This window comes from Chryseobacterium sediminis, from assembly GCF_008386505.1.
Lineage (GTDB): Bacteria > Bacteroidota > Bacteroidia > Flavobacteriales > Weeksellaceae > Chryseobacterium > Chryseobacterium sediminis.
Window position 1 is genome coordinate 560,074 of sequence record NZ_VUNZ01000002.1, and the last position, 25,421, is coordinate 585,494.

The window sequence follows — 25,421 nt, forward strand, 5'->3', positions numbered from 1 at the left end:
AAAGGCTTTAGATAATAATTCTAAAGCCTTTTATTTATTCTTTTGTTCTGATATATTTTTTATTAAAATATTTTTGCAGCTGATCATTTACATAGGTTTCCTGTTCTTTTACAGAAGCCATTTCATCAATATATAAAATTCTGGGAACCACTTTTATTTTATCTACTACAACTGAATCTTGAGGGGAATTTTTGATAATATTTATTCTTTCATTCATCTCTCTTTCATATTCTTTCAAATCAGTTTCCAGAAGTTCCATGACTATATTTTCACCATTAAAATCAATATTAAAATAAGAATATTTTTCCGGGAAAATTTTAAGTTCAGGAAGAAAAACAATGAGAAGAGAAACCCACCAGAATTTTTTAATTTTTTCAAATTTAAAATAGACTAACAGTGAAAAAGTAAGAAGGAAATAAAAGAGTATACTTTCAAACTGTCTTGCAATAGAGGTGAGAATATAGCTCGTAAATAACAAAGGAAGCAGTGAAACAGACCAAAATAAAAGGGCATTTTTCAATGTGATCTGAGCAGTAATCTTTTTAAGCTCTTCTTCAAAAACTTTAATAAATAATGGAAGTACTGCAATAACTTTTAATCCTACATAGGCTGTATCAGCACCGAAAAGAGCCATTCTTTTCAGCCATTTTACAATTCCTCTTTCTATCTCTCCCATTCTGTTGAAGTTTCCTGGTGCAAGAAAACATACAAGAAGAAAAACGGTTCCTAAAAGTACCAAAAACAAGTTTTCTTTATTACGTTTCTGATAATAAGATACTAACAGGAGACCCTCAAGAATTAATGCCAGAATCTCATTGGAACCCATCAGAATTACAATAAGCAATGCTGAAAGATAAAACCATATTTTCCTCTTTGTATCCTCATATTTTCTGAAAAACCAGAGTAAAATACCTGACAAAATAACAGGAACGAAATAGATATTGGACCCTGTAACCCAGAAGTAATGCTCTGGTAAGCTTACCAGAAGTACTGTGTAAAAGAAAAACAGAAGAAATCCTTTTTTGAGGGATTCTTTCAGAGAATAGTTGAAATATTCTTTAAAGTTTAATGCTGAAACTCCAATAAAGGACAGCATCAAAAAGACGGGATATATTTTGGGAAGAATCGTTTTGCTGTCATAAAAAACAGGATTAAACATATTAAGGGAATATCCGAAATATCTTCCTCCCCATTGTGTATAGGTATCTATAAAACATTGTACCAGTCCAAGTTTTCTGGTAGCATAAGAACAAAAATAATCATCGGTCTGATATACATTAAAAAAACTAATGTATGCCAGACCGATGATTAGTAATATCGACAAGAATAATACTATATTCTGTACTTTTTTCATTTTCTAAGTTAACATTCCTCCGTCAACGTTTAATGTTTGTCCGGTAATGTAAGCTGACATTTCGCTTCCAAGGAATACACATGCATTCGCAATGTCTGCAGGCTGTCCTCCTCTCTTCATCGGAATTTCTTCTCTCCATCCCTGAACTGTTTTTTCATCCAGAACAGCTGTCATTTCCGTTTCAATGAATCCTGGAGCAATAGCATTACATCTGATATTTCTTGATCCTAATTCAAGTGCTACAGATTTTGTAAATCCTATTACACCTGCTTTAGAAGCTGCATAGTTGGCTTGTCCGGCATTTCCTTTCACTCCTACTACAGAAGTCATATTGATGATAGATCCGGATCTTGCCTTCATCATCGGCTTGATTACCGCTTTCGTAAGGTTAAAAACTGAATCTAAGTTTACTTTGATTACTTTATCCCAATCTTCTTTGGACATTCTCAATAGCAGGTTATCTTTTGTAATTCCTGCATTGTTAATTAAAATATCAATCTGTCCGAACTCTGCCATCACATCTTCCACCAATTTCTGAGCTGCATCATAATCTGATGCGTCAGACTGATATCCCTTAATTTGGGTTACAGAACTTAAAGCTGCTTCTAATTCTTTTGCTTTGTCTACAGAGCCGGCGTAGGTAAATGCTACTTTTGCCCCTTGCTGAGCAAACATTTCAGCGATACCTTTACCGATTCCTCTTGTAGCTCCGGTAATTAGTGCTACTTTTCCTTCTAATATTTTCATATCTATTGACAATTATTTTCTTTTAACTCATTCAGCTTGTGACGGCTGACTCTTATAATTTCTACAATTCCTATCCGGAATTAAACGGTTTGCAAAGATATTATAAATTGTTATTCAACCCATTGAAATTGTTAAAATACTGGATTATTTTGATAATTATCTGGATTTTTATTAAAGCTGAGCAGAATTATTTTTAAATCTCGTGAAATAAATAAAGTCCGTTTTTTTACTTCTATCCAGCTTCAGCACTTCTTTCTGCCAGAAATATTTATCGTAAACAATCTCCTTCAAAGGCTCATTCTGAAAGTTTGAAACTCCGAATTTTCCTTCTTTTTTTACCACAATTTCATTCTCGGCATTCCCAAATGTTATGATATCTTCGTAAATAAAGGGAACAATTTCTGTTCCTTTTCCATCCAGAATGCCATACAAATTGCCTGTATTTTTGCATACCAAAGGTTTTGAATATTGATTAAGCGGATTAAAATATTCTACGTCTTCATTTCTTATCTGACTGATATTCTTTAATTCTGCTGTTGAGCCATCCTTTACAGAAAACCTATAATAACGATCCTGTTTTCCAATAATAAGATTGTCCGGATAAAAGCCTAGAATCTGTACGCCTTCCCCAACAATATTCTTAAGTTCTTTATTCAGGAATTGTTCTTCATTTCCTTTTTTAAGGTAAATAAATTCTTTCCCTGAAATGGTAAAAGCTTTGATAAAATCATATTCCTGTGGAAGAATGATATTCCCTTCCAGATCAATAATTCCGGATTTTTTTACTTTATCATTATAAACACTGAAAAAATTACTCAATAAAGGATTTACATATTTAAAGCTCTGGGAATACAGCTTCTTGTCTTTCTTGCTGAATATCGTTGCTTTCCCGTTTTTTATAAGGTAGATATATTCCTTTCTGCCAAAGTATTCCGGAGTAATATCGTTAAAGATTTCCTCGGCAATTGTATTTTCTTCTGTATCTATTAAGCCATATTTTCCTGTACTTTTATTTTTAGTAATCAGAAAAGGATATGCATTGATATCTACTATCTGTTTCGAGAATTTATGCAGAGTCTGACCATTATTTCCGATGATTTCACTTTCATTGTCATCATTAATAATCAATGCTTTACCGTCTTCAAAGTTGTAATCTTCTTTAAATTCACGGGTGCTGAGCTGTTTTCCGTTAAGATCATACAGAAACCATTTTTTATCTTTTAAAACAAAAAACCTGTTCTTGCCTGAAAAACGGATCTTTTCAGCATAAGGAATAATTTCCTTTCCGTTATAATCATATACGGCTTCTGCATCTTTTTTTGATAGAATGATACAATCCTCACTCCACCAGGGTGTATTAAACTCCTGATCATCCAAAGCAATGAATTCCTTCCCTTTTTCGTCAATAATGGCTGATTTTCTATTATTTCCGTCTTCAGAATAAAGAATAAATCTGTTTTTAAAAATATGTAAAATTCCTCCTCTGTAAGGAGATTCAAAGGTAATGGTTCCTAAGGAATCTACTATTCCCTGCTTTTTAGAACCAGAATCGTACACGGTTCCATATCCTTCCGAATAGGAATTTACCTCCTTCCCTGTCTTTTTTGACAGGATGACTTTCATATATTGATTGGTCTGTGCTGTACAGACTACAGAACACAAAACAAAGACTAATTTTTTCAAGAAAAATTAAATAGAATTGTTGACAATAAGAACGATCTCTCCCTTTAAAGTTTTACTCTTGGAAAATTCAATTAATTCATTGATTGTTCCTCGTTTTGTTTCTTCAAATTTTTTAGAGATCTCACGGCTTAGGCTTACTTTGGTTTCTTCTCCGAAGAATTCTTTTACCTGCTCCAGTGTTGTATTGATTTTGTGAGGACTTTCGTAAAGAACGATGGTCTTTTTTTCCTCGGCAAGCTGCTTCAGTTTTGTTTGACGTCCTTTTTTCTGTGGTAAAAAACCTGCGAATAAAAATTCGTTATTGGGAAGTCCTGAAACCACAAGTGCAGGAATGAGAGCTGTTGCTCCGGGTAAACAAATCATATCAATATTATTATCTGCTCCTGCTTTCGCCAGCAAATACCCCGGATCCGAAATACCGGGTGTTCCGGCATCGGTAATAATAGCGATATTCTGACCGTTTTTAAGGTCTGTAATTACTTTCTCCGTTGCCTGATGTTCATTGTGTAAATGATAAGATTTTAAAGGCTTTGAGATTTCAAAATGTTTTAAAAGTATTCCGGAAGTTCTGGTGTCTTCGCATAAAATATAATCAACTTCTTTAAGGACATTAACCGCCCTGAAAGTCATATCTTCCAGATTCCCAACCGGTGTGGGAACAAAATATAAGATTCCGCTCAAAATTATAAGAATTTATTTTCTACCAATATCCAAAGTCTCTGAGCGTATTCGTCCACTTTATTCCATTTTCTTTCGTAATACAGATCACTCAGATATTCTTTGGCTTCTTCCAGTGTTTTGAACTGGTTTAGCTGAAATACCGTATCATTAAGATCTGTCTGACTTCCTTCAAAGAGCATTTTTGAGAAAGCAATTCTGTCATTCAGATCCAGCTTAAATTCCGGTTTCTGTTTGTCTGCTTCCATAAAATTGGTAGGAATATTAGACTTCAGAATGCTTCCGTTGTCTTCTTTTTCTACCACAGGTTGCTTTTCATTATGAAATTCTCTTTCCAGAGGGTCGTCATCAAAAAGTGACTGAACGGCTTTTAATCCTTTGATATTGGATAATTTTATTTTTTTCTCCTGATGATATTCTTCTAAGTTTTCAAAACTTTCATCAGAAGGATGTTTTTCTGTTTCTCCGGCAGCAGGTTTATCAATCTCAACGATTTTCCTTCTGTCATAGACTTCAGCAAGAATGCTTTCTTCCTTGGTTTCTTCTACTGAATGATCATTTTTTATCTCACTCAGAATATTTTCCACATTGGAAGTTTCTGTGGCCATTTCTCCCTGTTCAATAGAAACATTTGAAGCCACAAACTGCTCTTCGTTTTCTTCAATCAGTATTTCATCTTCCAGAGTTTCTGTATCAAAAATGCTTGGAATAATTTCTGTTACAGGAGCTTTAGCATCATTTACTTCAGCAAAATCAGTTTCTTTTTTTGATTCCGTCTCAATGGCTTCCTCTTCCTGATCATCCATTTCATTCAGCTGGTTGTTGAAAATGGCTTCTTCCTCTGTCACTTCATGATGAAACAGATCTTCGTTGAGATCTTCATCAGAATCCGGTGTAGAATCCGCAAGAATTTTTTCTTCATCTACAAAGCTCAGAACAGCTCTCTGTTCTTCTGAAATTTCATTTTCATCAATTTCGTTAAGCTCATTATTGAAAACCGCTTCTTCTTCCAGAGTTTCATGATCTGACGTCTGCTCCTGACTGATTTCAGATATTTTTTCTTCATCAACTTCTTCCACAAAGTTTACTATATTTTCATGGAATTCATTTTCAACAATTTCATTCAGTTGGTTATTGAAAACAGCTTCCTCTTCTTCAGAACCGGTTGAGAAAATTTCATTCTCATCAATTTCGTTAAGCTCATTATTGAAAATAGCTTCCTCTTCCGTTACCTCATTTCCTTTGTCATAATGTTCCGTTTCTCCTGATACAAAAGAGAGGTGCTGATTCTCCGGAGACTGCGCCGGATGATCTGTCACAAAATATTCAATATTCTTTTCCAGCAGTTTCAAAAAAGAAATCCTGTTAGCAAGCTCATCTACAAGATCTTGCTTGGAAAGTAATTCGTCTACGTTGCTTATTTTGTCCAGATTATCAATGATATTCATGGATTCAAAAAAAATCTTTTCCTTTAAATCTTGGATATTCTGCATAATAAGATTCTTATTAAAATTGCTTACTTTTGATGTTAAAAATATACGGCTAATTTAACAAATGTTTTTAGAAAATACAATTAATCATTCCAAACAAAGTGGTTGGATGGAAGTGATTTGTGGCTCTATGTTTTCGGGTAAAACCGAGGAACTGATCCGCAGATTGCGAAGAGCGGAAATGGCAGGACAGAATGTGGAAATTTTTAAACCAAAAATGGATATACGGTATTCTGAAGAGGATGTAGTATCTCATAATCAGAATAAAATCCGCAGTACGGCAGTAGAAAATCCTAATGAAATTCTTCTGTTGGCTTCCAATTGTGATGTAGTGGCTATTGATGAAGCTCAGTTTTTTGATGAAAGTATTGTTGATGTTGCCAACCAGCTTGCCAATAGCGGGATCAGAGTAGTAATTGCAGGATTGGATATGGACTTTTTGGGCCGTCCGTTCGGGCCAATGCCCAATTTAATGGCGACTGCCGAGTACGTTACAAAAGTGCATGCTATTTGTAAGAGAACTGGTAATCTTGCCAACTATTCTATGAGAACTTCCCAGGGAGATAACCTTGTAGAATTGGGAGAAACTGAAAGCTATGAAGCAGTAAGCCGCCGTGTATTTATTGACGAAGTACTTTTAAAAAGAAAATAAGGAATTAAATATACCCGCCATAAAAATAGATTCACTCAGTAAAAAATAAAAAGCGGAAAAGCATTACGGTAAAATCTGGAAAGAATCAGTTTATTACTTTTTGCTGTTTCGCCCGAAAATAAAGCAGAAAGGGCACCAATGAACTATACAGTACAACACATTGCAGAGATCACCAATGCACAGATCATTGGAGACGGAAATTTAATGATCAAAAATATAGCGTATGACAGCAGGATTATTTATTCTACTAAAAATACAGCCTTTATCGCGATCAATACCCCTAAAAATTCCGGGGAAAAATTCATAGAGTCTGCAATAGACAGGGGGATCAATGTTATTATTTCCGAACATCATTATCAGGAGTTTGAAAATATAACCTGGCTCATTGTTGAAAATTCCGTTGAGTTTCTTCAAAAATTAGCAAAATATCATTTTGAGAATTCTCACTTACAATCAATCGGAATTACAGGAAGTAATGGTAAAACTATTTTAAAAGAATGGTTATATCAATGTCTCTGGAATGAATTTCCTACTGTAAAAAGTCCTAAGAGTTTTAATTCTCAGATTGGTCTTCCACTCTCTCTTCTTCAGATCAACAGCTCTCATCAGTTGGGAATCTTTGAAGTGGGAATTTCAAAACCGCATGAGATGGAAAAGCTTGAAGATATGTTCCATCCTCAGATCGGACTTCTTACCCACATCGGGACAGCTCATGCTGCCAACTTTTCTTCCGAAGAGCAACTCATTGATGAAAAGATCTGTCTTTTTAAAAATTCTGAGGTGATCATTTATAATGGTGACAATTCTTTGGTTGAACAAAAAATTAAAAAATCCTATTCTGATAAAAAATTAATTTCATACGGTTTTAAAAAAGACAACCAGGTTTTCATCAAAAACAATATTTCCAAAGATGACAACATTATTGTTGAATATTTTGGTGAAGAAATCAGTTTTCCTGCCCATCAGAGAGACGAAGCTACATTAACCAATGCTATGGCGCTTATCACAGTCCTCAAGGAACTGAATATCGAAAATAAAAAGATCGTCGAAAAAATCAACCTTTTAAAAGCCGTTGAAATGAGGCTTGAAGCGATCGAAGGAATTAAGGGCAATATTGTCATCAATGATTCTTTTAATCTTGACCTCGATTCTTTGAAGACTGCCCTTCAGTTTTTGAATGAATATAATAAATCTAAAAAATCACTGGTCTTAACAGATATTGTAGGAGTAAATTCCAATGCAAAAGAATTATACGAAGAAGTTTCTGAACTGGTTAATGAACAGCATTTTGATTCTGTTTTCTTAATCGGTGATGAAATATCAAAATTTAGTGAATTATTTAAAGCTAAAACTTATACTTTCATTGATACTAAAGAGTTAATTGAAAGTAAATACCTTACCGAAATAGAAAATCAGATAATCCTGTTAAAAGGAGCTAGAAAATTTGAGATCGAAAGACTTAAAGATATTCTTGAACTCAGAAAACATGATACGGTACTGGAAGTAAATCTCAATGCCATTCTTCATAATATCAACTATCATAAATCCCTGCTGAATCCGGAAACCAAAATGATGGCCATGGTAAAAGCCAATGCTTACGGGCTGGGAAGTTATGAAGTATCAGAATTTCTTCAGCATCATCATATAGATTACCTGGGGGTAGCCTATGTTGATGAAGGAGTTGAACTTCGTAAAAAAGGAATCACAACTCCTATCATTGTTATGAATCCTGAGCAGCACAGCTATCAGACTATCATAGAGTATAATCTGGAACCGGAAATTTATAGCTTCAGAGTACTGGAATTATTCTATGAAGCCGTTCAGAAATCAGGTTATGACAAAAAATATCCGATCCATATTAAACTGGAAACCGGAATGCACCGTCTTGGTTTTAAAGATTTTGAACTGGATCAGCTAAGCGAAACTTTAAGCCAGAAAAATCTGAAAGTTCAGAGCATGTTCAGTCATTTATCATCTTCTGATATGCCTGAGGAAAAAGAATTTACTTTGAAACAACTGGAGGTTTTTGAAAAGAATTCCAGTTACCTGATAGAAAAATTAGAATACACCCCTCTTCGTCATATTCTGAATTCATCAGGAATAACAAGCTATACCAATTATCAGTTTGATATGGTAAGAATTGGTATTGGGATGCTGGGAGAGTCGCCTGATAATGAAATTCAGAAGCAGCTGCAGTCTGTGGTAAGTTTTAAAACCGTAATTTCACAGATATCAATGGTAGAAAACGGTGAATCTGTAGGGTACAGCAGAAGATATAAAGCAGATCATCCTACAAGAATTGCAACCATTCCGGTAGGATATGCGGATGGAATACCTAGGTTAATTGGAAATCAGGTAGGAAATGTAGGCGTTAACAAAACTCTGGCACCCATCGTAGGAAATATCTGTATGGATATGATGATGATTAATGTAGATAATATCCCCAACGTTAAAGAAGGCGATACTGTAACTGTTTTCAATGCTAAACCAAGTTTAAAAGAATTCGCAGGCTACTGCAAAACGATAACCTATGAAGTATTAACCTCCATTTCGCCTCGGGTGAAACGGATTTATATAAAAGATTAACTATGAGAAAACTCCTGATTCTGCTTTCCATATTCCAATTGTTATTGATCCATTCTCAGGTAAAAAAAGATTTAAAAATTCCTAAAAACCCAAGGATAGGACTATCACTGGCGGGTGGTGGAGCCAAGGGGTTTTCACATGTAGGAGTTCTTAAAGTACTGGATTCATTGGGAGTGAAGGTAGACTATGTCTCCGGAACAAGTATGGGAGCCATTGTAGGCGGTTTATATGCCGCAGGCTACTCCGGAAAAGAAATAGAAAAAATAGTCATGGATACGGATTTTTATTCTTTAATCATGGATCCGAAGTCGAGGCAGGAAACCACTTTTTTCAACAAATCCGTAGACAAATATCTTTTATCCATTCCGCTAAAAAACGGAAAAATCACACTTCCCTCTTCTATCAGTACCGGTCAGAGAAATGTTTATCTTCTGAAAGAACTTTTTAAAAACGTTTCCAATATTGAAGACTTTTCCAAAATGCCAATTCCGTTTATGTGTGTTGCTACCAATCTTGAAAGCGGCAATATGCAGATCTTTGAAAAAGGAGACCTTGTACAATCTATTATGGCCAGTTCCGCATTCCCTTCTTTAATGGATCCTGTTAAAATTGGCGACAGTATTTATATCGATGGAGCTATGACGGTGAATTACCCTTCAAAGCCTTTAAAGGACAAAGGAATTGATATCGTGATTGGTGTGGATCTTAACCAGGATCTTTCAAAAAGAGAGGATTTAAACAATATTATATCCATCCTGAATCAGGTAATTGATTTCGGAATAAAAAAAGATACAAGAAAACAGTATAAATATACAGACATCAATATCAAACCCAACCTGAAAGGAATGTCTGCCACAAGCTACGATGATAAAAAGAAAATTCTGGACAGCGGATATGTAGAAGGTCTTAAATATTCTCAGGTACTGGATCAATTGCCCAAACGTCCTTTTGACCGTCTCAGACAGCGTATAAACCCTATATATTCCAACGTATACAAGATAGACAGCATTTCTATCGAAGGAAGCAAAATATATGGTAAAAACTACACTTTAGGGAAAATGGGGCTTCGCCTACCCTCTTTACAGACTTATGGAAGCATCAATAAAATGGTTGATAAATTGGTGGCGACAAATAACTACCGTTTTATCAATTACGATATCGTTCAGGAGAATGATGCCAATTATTTAAAGCTGTATGTCACTGAAGATGATACCCGCCATTTTATAAAATTCGGGTTGCATTATGATGAAGTTTTCAAAACAGGACTTCTTTTGAATTACTCAGCAAAGAGGCTTTTATTTAAAAATTCAAACCTTTCCCTGGATGTTGTCGTCGGTGACCGCGTGAGATATTATCTGAACTATTTTATAGATAACGGATATATCCCTGGATTTGGTCTTTATTCATCAGGAATGAGCTTCGATATAAAAAATGTAGACAATTATGTTGTAGACCGATGGGAATGGTTAAGAAATGAAGCTTATATACAGTCTATATGGAAAGATAAATTCGCTATTGGAGGCGGTATCAGCCATGATTACTTCAAAGCGGAAAACAGCAATGGAGATAACAGGCGTTACAGCCGTTTTCTGAACCCCTACATCTTCATAAAAACCGATACACAGGATGATAAGGAGTTTCCTACCAAAGGAATTTATTTCGCAGCAGAAGGAAAGGTCGTAGATCTTTTAAAATCTGAGGTTGAAAAAAGAATTATTCAGATCAAAGCAGATCTTAAAATCAATATTCCTCTGGGTAAACAATTCACTTACCGTCTGAATGTGTTTGGAGGGGTTACTATTGGCGAAAATCTTCCTGCCTATTACCAATTTAGATTAGGTGGAATTTTCGAGCAGAATCTTATGAATTTTAAAAGCTTTGGAGGATTTTATTTCGCCCAGCTTTATACTAACAATGTGATATTAGCGTCAAACGATATCCAGTTTAAATTTAACAAAAACTATTTTATCAGTGGAAACTTCAGCTTTGCTAACTTATCAAACGATATCAAGTTTGAAGATGCAGTTAAAGTAAATTATAGCTCCCTGGGAATTACGGCGGGTTACAAATCTCCTTTCGGGCAGATAAAAGTCAACTTCAGCCACTCACTTAAAAATAACCAAAAAGGTATATTCAGTGTTATTTTAGGACACTGGTTTTAAAAAAAAATGATACAGTTCTTTTACGAAAGCTTACCAGAGTCGGTAAGTACAGATTACAAAAAATGGCTGGAAGATCTTATTCTTTCAGAAGGAAAAAAGCTAGGAGAAATCAATTACATTTTCTGTGATGACGAATATCTTCTTAAGATCAATCAGGATTATTTGCAGCATGATTATTATACAGATATCATCACTTTTGATTATGTAAAAGGTAAGACAATAAGCGCTGAGATTTTCGTATCTTTGCAGCGCATTTCTGATAACGCCTCTACCCTTTCCCGAGATTATGAAGAAGAATTAAGAAGGGTTTTAGCCCATGGTATTTTACACCTTGCAGGCTATAAAGACAAGACGGAAGAGGAAGAAAAAGAGATGCGAAGAATGGAAGATTTGTACTTAGCCAAATACAGGGATTTAAAGTTTTAAAATTAAACAATCACTTAAAGTCCTATACCTAAAGTACTCAATTCTAGTAATAATATAACTTTACCTAGAGTGCATTCTTCAAAAATGTTTCACGTGAAACATTGGTTATAAAGAAAAGGTTTAAAGCTTAAAACAAGCGAGATAAAAATGATTTCAGAAATATATGATGTAATAGTAGTAGGTGCCGGACACGCAGGTTGTGAAGCCGCAGCGGCAGCAGCCAACCTAGGTTCAAAAACTCTACTTGTTACAATGAATATGCAGACCATCGGACAGATGAGTTGCAACCCGGCAATGGGCGGAATCGCAAAAGGACAGATCGTAAGAGAGATTGATGCAATGGGAGGATATTCCGGAATTGTAGCAGACAAATCTGCTATCCAATTCAAAATGCTGAATCTTTCAAAGGGTCCTGCGATGTGGTCTCCGAGAACCCAAAATGACAGAATGCTTTTTGCCGAAGAATGGCGCTTAGCATTAGAGAATACTCCCAATCTTGATTTCTTTCAGGATATGGTAAAACAACTGATTGTTGAAAATAATAAAGTAACCGGAGTGATTACTTCTTTAGGAATTGAGATCAAAGCAAAATCCGTAGTTCTTACTAACGGAACTTTTCTTAATGGTTTAATTCACGTTGGTGACAAACAATTAGGAGGAGGAAGAATGGGTGAACCAAGAGCATTTGGAATTACAGAACAATTGGTCACTTTAGGATTTGAAGCAGGAAGAATGAAAACGGGTACTCCACCAAGAGTAGACGGAAGAAGTTTGGATTATTCAAAAATGGAAGAACAAAAAGGAGACGAAAATCCTCAAAAATTCAGTTACCTTGATACTCCAAAATTAACAAAACAATTAAGCTGTCATATCGTATATACTAACGAAACTGTACACGATATTTTGAGAGAAGGTTTTGACAGAAGCCCAATGTTCAATGGTACAATTCAAAGTTTAGGTCCTAGATACTGCCCGAGTATTGAAGATAAAATCAACCGTTTTGCAGAAAGAAACAGACACCAGTTATTCGTAGAACCGGAAGGATGGAAAACTGTAGAGATCTATGTAAACGGATTCAGTTCTTCTCTACCTGAAGATGTTCAGATCAAAGCAATGAAACAAATTCCTGGATTTGAAAACGTAAAAGTATTCCGTCCCGGTTACGCCATTGAATACGACTACTTCCCTCCTACCCAATTAAAACACACCCTGGAAACAAAATTAGTTGATAATTTATATTTCGCAGGACAAATCAACGGAACCACAGGATATGAAGAAGCGGCAGGACAAGGATTAATCGCCGGTATCAACGCTCACAATAAAGTTCATGAAAAGGGTGATTTCATTCTAAACAGAGACGAAGCTTATATCGGAGTCTTAATAGATGATCTTATCACCAAAGGAACTGAAGAACCATACAGAATGTTTACTTCACGTGCAGAATACAGACTTCTTTTGAGACAAGATAATGCTGATATCAGGCTGACTGAAAAAGCTTATCAATTAGGACTGGCAAAAGAAGACAGGTTAAGAAAAATGGAAGCTAAAGTATCTGAAAGCCAATCACTTGAAGAGTTCCTTCGTGAAACTTCTTTAAAACCAGGTATTATTAATCCTGTACTTGAATCCATTGAGAGTAATCCTGTAGATCAGGCATACAGAGCAGCACAAATTCTTACCAGACCTCATATGACACTGGGAAAACTGGATGAAATTGATTTCATTAAGGAAGTTTCAAGCCAATACAGTGACGAAGTAAGAGAACAGGCTGAGATCAATATAAAATATAAAGGATATATTGAGAAAGAAAAAGAGAACGTAGCCAAGCTGAACCGTCTGGAAAATATTAAAATTCCTGAAGATTTTGATTATACAAAGCTTTCCAGCCTTTCTGCAGAGGCAAAACAGAAAATGTCTAACGTGCGCCCGAAGACTATTGCACAAGCAGGAAGAATAAGCGGAGTTTCTCCAGCCGATATAAACGTTTTACTTGTCTATTTAGGACGTTAAAAAAGATATGTTTCACGTGAAACATTAAAAAAAATAAATCGGAAATTAAGGTATTTACGAGTCTCTACCAAGCTCTGAATATCTTAATTTTTTTACTATATAAAAGATAACGATTTCAATGAAAATAAAAGATCATTTTCTTTCACAGGAAATTTTTGAAATAAAAGAGACAGAAACAAAAGGTGTTTTCAAGACCTCCCCTATCCCATCCAATATTTCCAGATATTATGAAAGCGAAGATTACATTTCTCATCACCAGGATTCCGGGAGTCTGAAAGAAAAGCTTTATAAATTTCTTCAGTCTTTCAATTTGCAGTACAAAAAAAATGTATTGGTAGACAGAATCAAAAATGGATCAAGAGTTCTTGATTATGGTTGTGGTGCCGGAGAGTTTGTAAAATATATAGAAAATGATTTTGAAACTTTCGGATTTGAACCTGATGCCGATGCAAGAAAAGCAGCACAAGGAAAAATAACCAAAGCTTCTATACTGGATAATATCAATACTATTGAAGAAAACAGTTTAGATGCTATTACATTATGGCACGTATTTGAACATATCGAGAATCAGAATGAAATGCTTAATACTTTTCACGGGAAATTAAAAGAAAAAGGAATTCTCATTATTGCTGTTCCTAACCCTACTTCTTATGATGCAAAACATTATAAAGAATTTTGGGCAGCTTATGATGTACCAAGACACATCTATCATTTTTCAAAAAATGGAATGGAAAATCTGATTTCAAAAAAGTCAGATTGGAAAATGAGAAAAATCAAACCTTTGGTACTTGACTCCTATTATATCTCAATGTTAAGCGAAAAATACAAGAAATCACCCTTATTTTGGATAAAAGCAATGATCTACGGAACGATTTCAAACGTAAAAGCCCTTTTTTCAAACGAATTTTCAAGTTTGATATATATTATCGAAAAAAGATAGAAAATGGATTTTTAACCCATTTCTGAAGGTCGATTTTCGGCATTTTAAGCTTCAAAAACAAAAAACTCAGGATTTTTTCTCCTGAGTTTTCTTTTTTTGTAAAATTATTTTTAGAATTCCCAAAAACAAAATTTGAAAATTTAAGAACATTTTTTATTTTCCATGAAAACCTACCTACTCCGTTCTAAAAATAGAGTAAAAAATAATCAAGTGCTTTTCTAACTCGCGTATTTAAAATTTTTCCTGAACTCCGATTTATTTTCATGCATTCAAGCAGAGATTGCTACAAAAATCAGAAAAATAACCCATCAGAAAATAAATTCTTACAAAATAGGCGCAAATTTCAACTAAAAATAAGCTAAGATATAAATACTCGTAAAAATTTAGTTTTTAGATTTTATAAGCAATTACAGAGGTCGATTTTCACGGATTTTATAGAAAAATAAAAATTCTTAGCATTTTCTTTTTGATCAAATTAAAATCTATGTGATCAATATCGAAAAGGAAATTTAAAACACTGAACATACGACTCCCCTACTCTATCTTATTTTCTCTATAAAAATTAAAAATAATTTTCAGATAAATTTCTGTAGACTAATTGACAGTTCAAAAAAATAATGTTATTGAAAATTCTGATCAAAAAAAAAATTTAAAAACTCTATAGTTTAGAAAATACTTTTCGAAAAATTGGCAACCATTAGAAATTGATAGAAGTATTGAAACAAATTATTGGTTCCAGAAAAATAAAGTGAATCCATTTAAAAAAAATTTGAAATTATTCCTTTGAAAATTGAGTGTATCCTTCATTTATAGTATTGAATGAATCATTTTTAATATTCAAACACATTTTAAAGCAAAAAAACATATAATTCAACTATAAAATATAGTTTAAATATTGATATACAATAAATTACAATACTATCACTGAAATATGAAATAAATAAATCATAAAAATTTAAATAAAAATAAAGCTTAATTATATAAAACTTATCTTAAAACTCAAAAAATACATCTTTCTAAAGAATTCATAGGTTCAGTTAAGCTCCCGGATCTAATTAAAAAAATTAATGCTTCATCAAGAAATTCTTATCAGAAAATACTCTTAGCTTTCAGAAATTTTAAATCCATGTTACGTCATTTTATCAGTCGAATGTTTGTTAAAAAAAACATGATAATTAATGAAAAAAGAGATATAATAATCTCTCAAGAAGTATAAATAATATCAAAACTCATAGTTGATTTATCACCAAAACCTAGTTATGAAAACAAGAATAAATTATTTCCTACTTACCCAATTTTGAAAAGAAAAACTGAGTCTGCTATCCATTAAATACTTAAGTAACTGAAAGCGAATTCAGCCTCAATCAATATAACCATAGGTTATATCTAAAATACTTTGAAAACTCCGATCAATAAAGGAAATTTTTATAATTTCAGAAAGAAAAAAGCCTGCTAATATAATTAGCAGGCTTTAAAATATTTTTAATTTTTATTAATTGTTGATCGCTGCTACACCTGGTAACTCAAGTCCTTCAAGACTTTCAAGCATTGCGCCACCACCGGTAGAAACATAACTTACCTGATCAGCATATCCGAATTGCTTAACGAAAGCAACACTGTCTCCACCTCCTACTAAAGAGAAAGCTCCTAATCTTGTTGCCTCAGCAATGCTCTCACCTAATGCTACTGTTCCACCAGCAAAATTTGACATTTCAAAAACTCCGATTGGCCCATTCCAAAGAATAGTTCTTGAATTTAATAATACATCATTAAACTGATCTCTTGATTTATGACCTGCATCAAGTCCCATCCATCCCTCAGGGATTGCATAGATATCAGCTTCTTTTCTTTCAACATCATTACTAAAACTTTCAGCGATGATAGCATCAGAAGGAAGATATACTTTCACTTTATGTTCTTTTGCTTTCCCTAAAATCTCTAAAGCTAAAGGAAGCTTGTCTTCTTCTACTAAAGAATTACCTATTTTTCCTCCAAGAGCCTTAATAAATGTAAATGCCATTCCTCCTCCAATGATCAGATTGTCCACAGCAGGAAGAATATTTTCTATAATGGTAATTTTAGTTGAAACTTTAGAACCTCCCAGGATAGCTGTAACGGGTCTTTCACCACTCTTTAATACTTTATCAATAGCCTGAAGCTCATTAGCCATTAATAAACCGAAATATTTAGTTGATGGAAAATACTGAGCAATTACAGCTGTAGAAGCATGCGCTCTATGTGCAGTTCCGAATGCATCATTTACATAAGCATCTCCTAGTTTAGAAAGTTTCTCAGCAAAACCTGCATCCCCTTTTTCTTCTTCATTATGAAAACGTACATTTTCAAGCAATAAGATCTCCCCAGGTTTAAGTTCAGCAGCAGCCTGTTCAGCTTTTTCCCCGATACATTCATCAACAAACTTTACCTCCTGTCCAAGAACAGCAGAAACTTCGCCTAGAATATGTTTAAGAGAAAATTCATCTTTAACCTCTCCCTTAGGTCTTCCAAGGTGTGTTATTAAGATGACAGAACCACCATCATTAAGGATCTTCTCCACTGTTGGTTTCACAGCAACAATTCTCGTATTGTCAGTCACCTTCAGCTGATCGTCCTGAGGAACATTGAAGTCCACTCTTACCAGAGCCTTCTTATCTTTAAAATTGAAATCATTGATTGTTTTCATAAATAGATTTATTTTTTTCTGAGTCAAATGAAACTCCAGTGCCTAGACCCCGGTTTGCTTTTCCGTAAATCCTGCAAAGACAATTTCATAAATTTCATTGAATTTTTGTTTCACAAATGTAAGGTTTTAAACTTTTTCAACAGATTGATTAAAATAAAAGTTTTCAAAAACTTTCCCCGAACCCAATCACCCATTAATCAACAATTTTTTCTCTTTTAAAAAAAAGAATAATGTAGTTGTTGTTGAGTGTTGTTAGTTTCGGGGATAAGTTTTAGGTTAAAAGTTGGTAACACTCAACTTTTATTCAATTCATATTTAACTCACAATATAAATGCTTGTAAACCCGCTATTTCACATACTTATTAACAAATGTTGGTAACTTTGATATAAACCGATTATTAGTTATTTTATTATGGAAAAATCTGGGGATAGCTGAAGAAAACATCTGGAAAGTTGTGGTAAAAAATTGCGGAAAAGTTTTCTATTACGAAATAAATTGATCTTTAAAAATAGAAAGTTGATAAAAGTTTTCCACAGTTATTAACATACCTTTTAACAATTAACTCAGGGTTTACTAACACGAATTGTTATTATTCTTACCTTTGTAAGGAAATAGAATCTAATAAAGCTTAATAAGAGTATTATGAAAAGAAAAATTGCTATCGCAGCGGACCATGCAGGCTATGAATATAAGGAGATTGTTAAGAACTATCTTTCAGAACAATTTGAAGTTCAGGATTTTGGAACGTTTTCCACAAACAGTGTGGATTATCCGGACTTTGTACACCCTGCTGCAACCTCTGTGGAAAACGGAGAAAATGAGCTTGGAATTCTGATCTGTGGAAGCGGAAACGGAGTTCAGATCACTGCGAACAAACATCAGAAAATAAGATGCGCTCTTTGCTGGATGCCGGAGATTGCAACACTGGCAAGACAGCATAATGATGCCAACATGATTTCAATGCCTGCGAGATTTATATCAAAGGAACTGGCGATTGAGATTGTAGATAAATTTCTTTCAACAGACTTTGAAGGTGGAAGACACCAGAACAGAGTTGATAAAATTGCAGTTTGCTAAATATACTAAGGCTTGTAAATCGTATTACAAGCCTTATTTATTTTTTATTCGTACATTTGCAGTGTCCAATAGAAATTACACTCTATTATTCTCCAAAGCCTTTCTTATATTTGAAACATATTTAATAGAAGGTTTTTCTCTTTTCTTCTCGAGAATTGTATTAAATTTATACAAAACTAAAGCTCCCGTTCTAAGTAAACTGAAAGATAATTTCTGATAATGTAGGGAAAGAATCTAATGATGAAATTGAATAACCTTTACTAAGGAATGAATGGGAAAAATTTAGAAAAAGGTTTTATGTGAAGTAGGACCAAAACAAATTAAAACAAATTTAAAATGCCAAAAAAAAGAAAATATATAAGTCATAAAAATGATTTAAAAATGATGGAGATCGGAAGACTGATCCTCCGTTTTATGAATGCAAATTCATCCAAAATTTATAATTATAAGCAGATCGCTGACGGAATAGATTACAAAAATCCAAGACAAAGAGAACTTGTAATTCAGGCACTGCATAAACTTCAGGGATCTGAAAAAATCAAAGAAGTAGAAAAAGGAAAATATATCGTAAACCTGAAAATTGCTGGAACGCTTACCGGAATTATTGATTTCAACCAAAGCGGAAATGCTTACGTAAGTGTAGAAGGTTTGGAAGACGATGTCTTTGTTCATGCCAAAAATGTGAAGGATGCTTTGCAGGGAGATAAGGTTCTTATTATAACTTATCATTATAAAGGAAAGAAACTGGAAGGCTCCGTTCTGGAGGTTTTAGAAAGAACCAGAACAGAATTTGTGGGAACATTTCAGAAGGTGGCTCATAAAGATTTCGGCTTTGTTGTTTGTGATAAAAAATCAATTAATACAGATATCTTTATTTCAAAATCAAAGTTCAATAATGCTGAAGACGGAGATAAGGTAATTGTAAAAATGACAGAATGGAAACCGGGAGATAAAAACCCTGAAGGAGAAATTATTCAGGTATTGGGGGCTCCGGGAGAACATGAGACAGAGATCCACTCTATTCTTGCAGAATATGGTCTGCCTTATGAATTTCCATCCGAAGTAGAAGCTGATGCCGATAAAATAGACAGAAGTATTACGGATACAGAAGTTGCAAAACGTTGGGATATGCGTAATATCTGCACATTTACAATTGACCCTAAAGATGCGAAGGATTTTGATGATGCCTTATCCATAAGAAAGCTGGAAAACGGAAACTGGGAAATCGGTGTTCACATTGCGGATGTATCTCATTATGTAGTTCCGGGAACTATACTGGATGATGAAGCGTATAAGAGAGCAACTTCCGTCTATCTTGTTGACCGAGTTGTTCCGATGCTGCCGGAAGTTTTGAGTAACGATGTTTGTTCTCTTCGTCCACACGAAGATAAATATACTTTTTCAGCAGTTTTTGAGCTTAATGATAATGCTGAAATTCAGAAACAATGGTTTGGACGCACGGTTATCCATTCAGACAGAAGATTTACCTATGAAGAAGCTCAGGAAAGAATTGAAAGTGGACAGGGAGATCTGGCAGAAGAAATCAATACTCTTGATAAGCTGGCTAAGATTATGCGTCATGAGCGTATTAGAAAAGGAGCTATTACCTTTGATAGAAGTGAAGTAAGGTTCAATCTGGATGAAAATAATGAACCCATCGGAGTTTACTTTAAAATAAGTAAAGATTCCAACCACTTGATCGAAGAATTCATGCTTTTAGCCAATAAAAAAGTATCTGAATATGTGTCTCTGAGCAGAAAAGGTGAAATCACCAACAATACATTTATTTACAGGGTTCACGATGATCCGGATCCGGCAAAACTGGAATCGTTGAGGGATTTCGTTGCTACTTTCGGATATAAAATGGATCTGGCTAATACCAAAAAGGTAGCTGCATCTTTGAATAAACTCCTTCATGATGTAAAAGGAAAAGGAGAAGAAAATATGATTGAAACGCTTGCGATGAGAAGTATGAGCAAAGCGGTATACTCTACTGAACCTATTGGTCACTATGGCTTAGGTTTTGAGTATTATAGCCACTTTACCTCTCCTATCCGCCGTTACCCGGATTTGCTTGCACATCGTCTTCTTCAGCATTATCTGGACGGAGGAAAATCTCCAAACAGAGGAGATCTTGAAGACAAAGCAAAACACTGCAGTGCCATGGAAAGGCTGGCGGCAGATGCGGAAAGAGATTCTATCAAGTTTATGCAGGTGAAATTCATGGAAAAACACTTGGGAGAAACTTTCAGAGGAGTCATTTCCGGAGTTGCAGAATTTGGTTTCTGGGTTGAAATTCCTGAAAACGGAGCGGAAGGTCTGATCAAACTAAGAGACCTTGTAGATGATTCATATATGTTTGATGCGAAAACCCATGCAGTATACGGAATAAGACACGGAAACAAATACCAGTTGGGAGATGAAGTACAGATCAAAGTGGTAAAAGCCAATCTGATTCAGAAGCAGCTTGACTTCCAGATTGTGAAGTAATGACAAGGGTAGATAAATATATTGTATTTAGTATTTTAAACGCAATATTGTTGGTAACAGTAATTTTTAATACTGTTATCAATTTTTATCTGTTTGTACTTGCTATGATTGTACTTGTAGTCATATGTAATATTTTAATCAAAAGGAATATTATTAATATTGAAAAACAGGGGAAAAAATACTTTTTTGGAGTCACATTTCCACAGTTAATCAATGGATTCTTTTTGATAAATTATCTTACAGGAATGAACCCTGTTAGAGAAACTTATTGTTTCAAAAGTATGATTTCAGAGGTAGGAAGTGTACGCAGTCATCAGAAAGGAAAGACCACCTACGTCTATTTGAGTGGGAACGCCTATGAATACTCTTATATGACAAGAAGCCTTTTCATTGATTATAAAAGAATGATGTTTAAAAATCAAATTACTTATACCTTTGAACGAGGAATTTTTGGTTTTAAAATTAAAAAAGACGTCCAATTTACTTTTAATGAGAATTGTCTGGAAAAATAAAATTATTGAAATCGTTAAGTAAAAAAAGAAGAAAAGGTTGTTTCAAAAAGAAACGGCCTTTTTTTGACTTTTAAAAATTATTAGGATAAGTCTAGCGATCTGATAATGTTCAGTGCTTCCCTTTTCCGCTCCTCTCCTATTTTCTTAAAACTTTACATTAAACTCTCCTTAAAATCCACTTGATATATCACAACTTTATTGAATAATTAAATCATAAAGTATAACTTTGTATAAAACGAAATGAATTTTTCATTTTAAAACACATTAAATGCTAGAACTTGTACTATCGGCAATCATATTAGGATTCATGCTGAGCTTGGTTTTTATAGGACCTATATTTTTCCTGTTAATTGAAACCAGCTTTTCCAGAGGCCCAAAACATGCCTTATCATTGGATCTTGGAGTTATCACTGCAGATTTATTATGTATTGTGGCGGCGTATTATGCCAGTACAGATATTGTAGCTTTAATAGACAAACATCCTGGCTTCTACAGGATTACTTCAATTCTTATTTTTATTTATGGGATTGTGATGCTGGTTACCAAGACCAAAATGCATATGCCCGGCGAAGAAAGGATCATTGGCCAAAATTATATTAAAACATTTTTCAACGGTTTTTTCTTTAATCTTTTGAATGTTGGAGTCATCCTTTTCTGGCTGGTAACAGTAATTTCCGTAAGAAATCAATATCCGGACACCAGCAGTTTTATTTTATATATAGGGATTGTACTGGCCACTTACCTTTCAATAGATCTTGCCAAGATATTTCTAGCCAAGCAATTCCATGATAAATTAACACAAAAGCTGGCCAACCAAATCAGAAGAGTTGTTGGCTGTATTCTTATTATCTTCAGTTTCTTTATCTTTCTGCAGAGTTTCAAAAAGTTCAATCAGTTTGAAAGACAACTGGAGGAAGCAGAAAAGAAAGAAGTAAAATATCAAAAAACAAAATGAAAAAAATAATCTTTCCAAAGTCCCTTAAAAAAGGCGACAAAATAGCTGTTATTTCCCCTGCAGGAGCAGTAGATGCCTCTCAAATGGAAAAGGGAATAGAAATGATTAAAAACAGAGGTTTTGAACCCGTTCTCGGGGAGCATCTCTACACCAGATTTTCAAACGGATATAATTATGCCGGAACAGAACAGGAAAGAATAAAAGATATCAACTGGGCTTTAAATGATCCAGAAATCAGAGCTGTATGGGCTTCCAGAGGAGGCTATGGATGCCAGCACCTTATTCAGCACCTGAAAATGAATGGCTTTACAGAAAATCCGAAATGGTATATTGGATATTCTGATAACACAGTTATACAAAGTTACCTGTTGAAAAAAGGCTTTGCATCTATTCATGGACAAACCATTAAAACATCAAGTTTTGGCGTTACTGATGAAAGCTATGATCTGATCTTTGATATCCTCAAAGGAAGAACTCCAAAATACAACCTTGAATCACATCAATTCAATAAAGAAGGGAATATTGAAGGAGAATTAATCGGAGGGAATTTAGCCTTGGTTTATGCCCTTTTAGGAACAAAATATTCTTTTGACTTTAAAGACAAAATCTTGTTTATTGAAGATATCGGAGAAAACTTCTATGCATTGGACCGTATGATGATGAGTCTGGAGCTGGCAGGAGTCTTCAATAAGATCAAAGGGCTTATCATTGGTGGTATGACCAATATGGGTGATGAGAAGGAAAATAAAAGCTATGAAGAAAGCTTTGATGAATTTGCCTATAAACTGATCGCAGAGAGAATTTCAAAATATAAATTCCCTGTGGTATTTGGTTTCCCGAATGGGCATATTAAAGATAACCGACCGCTTCTAATCGGTGGTCAGATTAAAATGAAGGTGGGAACTAAAGTTAAGGTCGAATTTTAAGATTACTACTCTCCTATCTCCAGACTCTTAAATACAAAATATGGCTGATCATAACGATTTTGGAAAAATAGCGGAAGATTTAGCAGTTGAACATTTAATAAAAAACGGCTACAGGATTCTTGTCAGAAACTTTCGTTTTAAGAAAAATGAAATAGATATAGTCGCGGAAAAAGATAATCTGATTATCATCGTGGAAGTGAAAGCAAGATCTACGGATACTTTTATGCTTCCCCATGAAGCTGTAACCAAAACAAAAATTAAATCAATTGTTTCTGCTGCGAACCATTATCTGGAAGAATTTAATAAAGAGAACGAAGTAAGATTTGATATTATCTCCGTTCTTCCTGATAGCAACAGAAATTTAATGATTGATCATATAGCTGATGCTTTTGAAGCATTGGATGCAAATTAATAAATCAATGACAATGTATGAAGGAACAATATCATACTCTTGGTAAAGAATTCCGTTCATATCGTTAATAAACAATTTTATGAAGACAGTATTAATCACCGGAGCTACTTCCGGTATAGGTAAAGCCACTGCAGAGCTTCTTGCCAAACAAGGAAACAGAATTATTATCTGCGGAAGAAGAAGTGAAGTATTGGAAACTGTAAAAACAGAGCTTTCTCAGTATACCGAAATATTTAGTTTGTTGTTTGATGTGAGGAATCTTGAAGAAGTGGAAATAGCCATTAATTCGCTTCCTGAAAATTGGAAAGATATTGATGTTCTGATCAATAACGCAGGTAATGCTCATGGGCTGGACCCTCTTTCAGCTGGTAAGACTGATGACTGGGATTCTATGATTGACGGGAATGTGAAGGGATTACTCTATGTTTCTAAAATGATCATTCCGAATATGAAAACTAAAAATTTAGGTCATATTGTAAACATCAGTTCTGTAGCGGCAAGACAGACCTATGCAAATGGAGTAGTGTACTGTGCAACGAAGAAAGCAGTAGACGTTATTTCAGAAGGAATGAGACTTGAACTTACCGAATTTGGTATCAAAGTAACCAATATTCAGCCGGGAGCTGTAGAAACAGATTTCTCTTTGGTAAGATTCAAGGGGGACAGTGAGAAGGCTTCAACGGTATATGCAGGTTATGAAGCGCTGAAAGCAGAAGATATTGCAGATGCCATTGCTTACTGTGTGAATGCTCCAAAGCACGTTACCATTTCAGATATGACGATCTACCCAAGTGCGCAGGCAGAACCGAGAACGATTTATAGAAAATAGTCAAAATAATGGACTAAATTTGCAGAATATTAAAAGCAATTTTGCTGTTTAGCTTAAAACAAAAAAATGAAAATTCTATATCTGGAAACATCATCAAAAAACTGTTCGGTAGCGGTATCAGACAATGAAAAACTACTGTGCGTGTGTGAAGAAGTTTCTGAAAACTATAAACAATCTGAAAGCCTTCATACTTACGTAGAATGGGCGTTGGAAGGAGCAGGAATTGCTCTTAAAGATATCGAAGCCGTTTCTTTGGGAAAAGGCCCGGGATCTTATACAGGGTTAAGGATTGGAGCAGCTTCTGCAAAAGGATTCTGCTATGGTCTAAAAGTTCCTCTGATCGCTGTGAATTCCATGGAAAGCATGATAGAGCCTTTTTTAGGTGATAACTATGACTTTATAGTACCTTTGATTGATGCGAGGAGAATGGAGGTGTATACGGCCGTTTATGACGGCAATACGGGAAAAGAATTATCTGAGACTGAAGCCAAGATTTTGGATGAAACTTCTTTTGAAGAATTCAGAGATAAAAAAGTATTGTTTGTAGGAGATGGTGCTAAGAAGGCAAAAGAGATTCTGAATCTTCCTGATGCTATTTTTAATGAGAATGTTTATCCTTCTGCACAATATCTTATCCAGAAGACATTGGGAAAAATAGGGAATAAAGAATTTGAAGATATGGCCTATTTTGAGCCTTTTTATCTGAAAGATTTTCACGGGGTAAAGAAAAAGAATTCGTAAGATTGTATAAGATCAAAAAATAAATAAAAGCATAAAAAAAGCGAAGAGTAAAATCTTCGCTTTTTTA

At 34.4% G+C, this 25,421-nt stretch carries 20 protein-coding genes; 14 read left to right on the plus strand and 6 right to left on the minus strand.

Translation table 11 applies throughout. The annotated features are described in order from the left end of the window. Nucleotides 1–34: 34 nt before the first annotated feature. The 5 genes from FW780_RS14700 to FW780_RS14720 form a co-directional block, all read right to left on the minus strand. Nucleotides 35–1,354: a DUF6056 family protein gene (locus FW780_RS14700; protein ID WP_149834257.1), complete on the minus strand. Its 1,320-nt coding sequence runs from the start codon at nucleotides 1,352–1,354 to the stop codon at nucleotides 35–37. Nucleotides 1,355–1,357: 3 nt separating this feature from the next. After that, nucleotides 1,358–2,101 carry a 3-oxoacyl-[acyl-carrier-protein] reductase gene (gene fabG / locus FW780_RS14705; RefSeq protein WP_047377912.1) on the minus strand — a complete coding sequence of 248 codons (744 nt, stop codon included), beginning with the start codon at nucleotides 2,099–2,101 and terminating at the stop codon, nucleotides 1,358–1,360. Nucleotides 2,102–2,272: 171 nt separating this feature from the next. Continuing rightward, nucleotides 2,273–3,784: a WG repeat-containing protein gene (locus FW780_RS14710; protein ID WP_149834258.1), complete on the minus strand. Its 1,512-nt coding sequence runs from the start codon at nucleotides 3,782–3,784 to the stop codon at nucleotides 2,273–2,275. Between the two features lie 6 nt (nucleotides 3,785–3,790). Next, nucleotides 3,791–4,465: a 16S rRNA (cytidine(1402)-2'-O)-methyltransferase gene (gene rsmI / locus FW780_RS14715; protein WP_047422043.1), complete on the minus strand. Its 675-nt coding sequence runs from the start codon at nucleotides 4,463–4,465 to the stop codon at nucleotides 3,791–3,793. A gap of 2 nt (nucleotides 4,466–4,467) precedes the next feature. Next, the gene (locus tag FW780_RS14720; RefSeq protein ID WP_149834259.1) at nucleotides 4,468–5,955 is read right to left on the minus strand and encodes a hypothetical protein; all 1,488 of its coding nucleotides are present in this window, start codon (nucleotides 5,953–5,955) and stop codon (nucleotides 4,468–4,470) included. Between the two features lie 61 nt (nucleotides 5,956–6,016). On the opposite strand from FW780_RS14720, the gene FW780_RS14725 reads away from it, so the two are divergent. The 6 genes from FW780_RS14725 (at nucleotide 6,017) to FW780_RS14750 (ending at nucleotide 14,728) form a co-directional block, all read left to right on the plus strand. Beyond that, nucleotides 6,017–6,604: a thymidine kinase gene (locus FW780_RS14725; RefSeq protein ID WP_047380060.1), complete on the plus strand. Its 588-nt coding sequence runs from the start codon at nucleotides 6,017–6,019 to the stop codon at nucleotides 6,602–6,604. Nucleotides 6,605–6,742: 138 nt separating this feature from the next. Continuing rightward, on the plus strand, nucleotides 6,743–9,190 hold the full coding sequence (locus tag FW780_RS14730) for a bifunctional UDP-N-acetylmuramoyl-tripeptide:D-alanyl-D-alanine ligase/alanine racemase (protein WP_149834260.1): 2,448 nt from the start codon (nucleotides 6,743–6,745) through the stop codon (nucleotides 9,188–9,190). Nucleotides 9,191–9,192: 2 nt separating this feature from the next. Further along, nucleotides 9,193–11,352, plus strand: coding sequence for a patatin-like phospholipase family protein (locus FW780_RS14735; protein ID WP_149834261.1), 2,160 nt, complete (start codon nucleotides 9,193–9,195; stop codon nucleotides 11,350–11,352). Nucleotides 11,353–11,358: 6 nt separating this feature from the next. Beyond that, entirely contained in the window at nucleotides 11,359–11,778 is a 420-nt protein-coding gene (ybeY, locus tag FW780_RS14740; protein WP_149834262.1) for an rRNA maturation RNase YbeY, read from the plus strand. A gap of 147 nt (nucleotides 11,779–11,925) precedes the next feature. Next, nucleotides 11,926–13,788, plus strand: coding sequence for a tRNA uridine-5-carboxymethylaminomethyl(34) synthesis enzyme MnmG (gene mnmG, locus FW780_RS14745; protein WP_149834263.1), 1,863 nt, complete (start codon nucleotides 11,926–11,928; stop codon nucleotides 13,786–13,788). A 118-nt stretch (nucleotides 13,789–13,906) separates the two neighbouring features. Next, complete coding sequence (locus FW780_RS14750) at nucleotides 13,907–14,728, plus strand: class I SAM-dependent methyltransferase (RefSeq protein ID WP_149834264.1); 822 nt, start codon at nucleotides 13,907–13,909, stop codon at nucleotides 14,726–14,728. Nucleotides 14,729–16,220: 1,492 nt separating this feature from the next. On the opposite strand, the gene FW780_RS14755 is transcribed toward FW780_RS14750, so the two are convergent. Next, nucleotides 16,221–17,411 carry a phosphoglycerate kinase gene (locus FW780_RS14755; RefSeq protein ID WP_142717580.1) on the minus strand — a complete coding sequence of 397 codons (1,191 nt, stop codon included), beginning with the start codon at nucleotides 17,409–17,411 and terminating at the stop codon, nucleotides 16,221–16,223. A 643-nt stretch (nucleotides 17,412–18,054) separates the two neighbouring features. Here FW780_RS14755 and rpiB point away from each other — a divergent pair. The 8 genes from rpiB to tsaB all read left to right on the plus strand — a co-directional run bounded on the left by rpiB (nucleotide 18,055) and on the right by tsaB (nucleotide 25,354). Further along, nucleotides 18,055–18,489 carry a ribose 5-phosphate isomerase B gene (rpiB, locus tag FW780_RS14760; RefSeq protein WP_047380053.1) on the plus strand — a complete coding sequence of 145 codons (435 nt, stop codon included), beginning with the start codon at nucleotides 18,055–18,057 and terminating at the stop codon, nucleotides 18,487–18,489. A gap of 336 nt (nucleotides 18,490–18,825) precedes the next feature. Further along, nucleotides 18,826–20,979 (plus strand): ribonuclease R, encoded by a 2,154-nt coding sequence (rnr, locus tag FW780_RS14765; RefSeq protein ID WP_149834265.1) that lies wholly within the window; start codon nucleotides 18,826–18,828, stop codon nucleotides 20,977–20,979. 281 nt (nucleotides 20,980–21,260) lie between these two features. Continuing rightward, the gene (locus FW780_RS14770; RefSeq protein WP_167510722.1) at nucleotides 21,261–21,491 is read left to right on the plus strand and encodes a hypothetical protein; all 231 of its coding nucleotides are present in this window, start codon (nucleotides 21,261–21,263) and stop codon (nucleotides 21,489–21,491) included. A gap of 268 nt (nucleotides 21,492–21,759) precedes the next feature. Beyond that, a complete protein-coding gene (locus FW780_RS14775) occupies nucleotides 21,760–22,446 on the plus strand; it encodes a LysE family translocator (RefSeq protein WP_149834267.1) in 687 nt (228 codons plus the stop codon). Next, complete coding sequence (locus FW780_RS14780; RefSeq protein WP_149834268.1) at nucleotides 22,443–23,372, plus strand: S66 peptidase family protein; 930 nt, start codon at nucleotides 22,443–22,445, stop codon at nucleotides 23,370–23,372. The genes FW780_RS14775 and FW780_RS14780 overlap by 4 nt, the downstream gene beginning before the upstream one ends. Nucleotides 23,373–23,412: 40 nt before the next feature. After that, nucleotides 23,413–23,784 carry a YraN family protein gene (locus FW780_RS14785; protein ID WP_149834269.1) on the plus strand — a complete coding sequence of 124 codons (372 nt, stop codon included), beginning with the start codon at nucleotides 23,413–23,415 and terminating at the stop codon, nucleotides 23,782–23,784. Between the two features lie 79 nt (nucleotides 23,785–23,863). Continuing rightward, a complete protein-coding gene (locus tag FW780_RS14790; RefSeq protein WP_149834270.1) occupies nucleotides 23,864–24,613 on the plus strand; it encodes an SDR family NAD(P)-dependent oxidoreductase in 750 nt (249 codons plus the stop codon). Between the two features lie 66 nt (nucleotides 24,614–24,679). Next, nucleotides 24,680–25,354 (plus strand): tRNA (adenosine(37)-N6)-threonylcarbamoyltransferase complex dimerization subunit type 1 TsaB, encoded by a 675-nt coding sequence (gene tsaB / locus FW780_RS14795; RefSeq protein WP_149834271.1) that lies wholly within the window; start codon nucleotides 24,680–24,682, stop codon nucleotides 25,352–25,354. Nucleotides 25,355–25,421 lie beyond the last annotated feature (67 nt).

Excerpts from the sequence above, each read along its gene's own strand:
- FW780_RS14700 (WP_149834257.1), bottom strand. The coding sequence starts at position 1,354 with ATGAAAAAAGTACAGAATATAGTATTATTCTTGTCGATATTACTAATC.
- fabG (WP_047377912.1), bottom strand. The coding sequence starts at position 2,101 with ATGAAAATATTAGAAGGAAAAGTAGCACTAATTACCGGAGCTACAAGA.
- FW780_RS14720 (WP_149834259.1), bottom strand. The coding sequence starts at position 5,955 with ATGCAGAATATCCAAGATTTAAAGGAAAAGATTTTTTTTGAATCCATG.
- FW780_RS14725 (WP_047380060.1), top strand. The coding sequence starts at position 6,017 with ATGTTTTTAGAAAATACAATTAATCATTCCAAACAAAGTGGTTGGATG.
- FW780_RS14730 (WP_149834260.1), top strand. The coding sequence starts at position 6,743 with ATGAACTATACAGTACAACACATTGCAGAGATCACCAATGCACAGATC.
- FW780_RS14735 (WP_149834261.1), top strand. The coding sequence starts at position 9,193 with ATGAGAAAACTCCTGATTCTGCTTTCCATATTCCAATTGTTATTGATC.
- ybeY (WP_149834262.1), top strand. The coding sequence starts at position 11,359 with ATGATACAGTTCTTTTACGAAAGCTTACCAGAGTCGGTAAGTACAGAT.
- mnmG (WP_149834263.1), top strand. The coding sequence starts at position 11,926 with ATGATTTCAGAAATATATGATGTAATAGTAGTAGGTGCCGGACACGCA.
- FW780_RS14750 (WP_149834264.1), top strand. The coding sequence starts at position 13,907 with ATGAAAATAAAAGATCATTTTCTTTCACAGGAAATTTTTGAAATAAAA.
- FW780_RS14755 (WP_142717580.1), bottom strand. The coding sequence starts at position 17,411 with ATGAAAACAATCAATGATTTCAATTTTAAAGATAAGAAGGCTCTGGTA.
- rpiB (WP_047380053.1), top strand. The coding sequence starts at position 18,055 with ATGAAAAGAAAAATTGCTATCGCAGCGGACCATGCAGGCTATGAATAT.
- rnr (WP_149834265.1), top strand. The coding sequence starts at position 18,826 with ATGCCAAAAAAAAGAAAATATATAAGTCATAAAAATGATTTAAAAATG.
- FW780_RS14770 (WP_167510722.1), top strand. The coding sequence starts at position 21,261 with ATGATTTCAGAGGTAGGAAGTGTACGCAGTCATCAGAAAGGAAAGACC.
- FW780_RS14775 (WP_149834267.1), top strand. The coding sequence starts at position 21,760 with ATGCTAGAACTTGTACTATCGGCAATCATATTAGGATTCATGCTGAGC.
- FW780_RS14780 (WP_149834268.1), top strand. The coding sequence starts at position 22,443 with ATGAAAAAAATAATCTTTCCAAAGTCCCTTAAAAAAGGCGACAAAATA.
- FW780_RS14785 (WP_149834269.1), top strand. The coding sequence starts at position 23,413 with ATGGCTGATCATAACGATTTTGGAAAAATAGCGGAAGATTTAGCAGTT.
- FW780_RS14790 (WP_149834270.1), top strand. The coding sequence starts at position 23,864 with ATGAAGACAGTATTAATCACCGGAGCTACTTCCGGTATAGGTAAAGCC.
- tsaB (WP_149834271.1), top strand. The coding sequence starts at position 24,680 with ATGAAAATTCTATATCTGGAAACATCATCAAAAAACTGTTCGGTAGCG.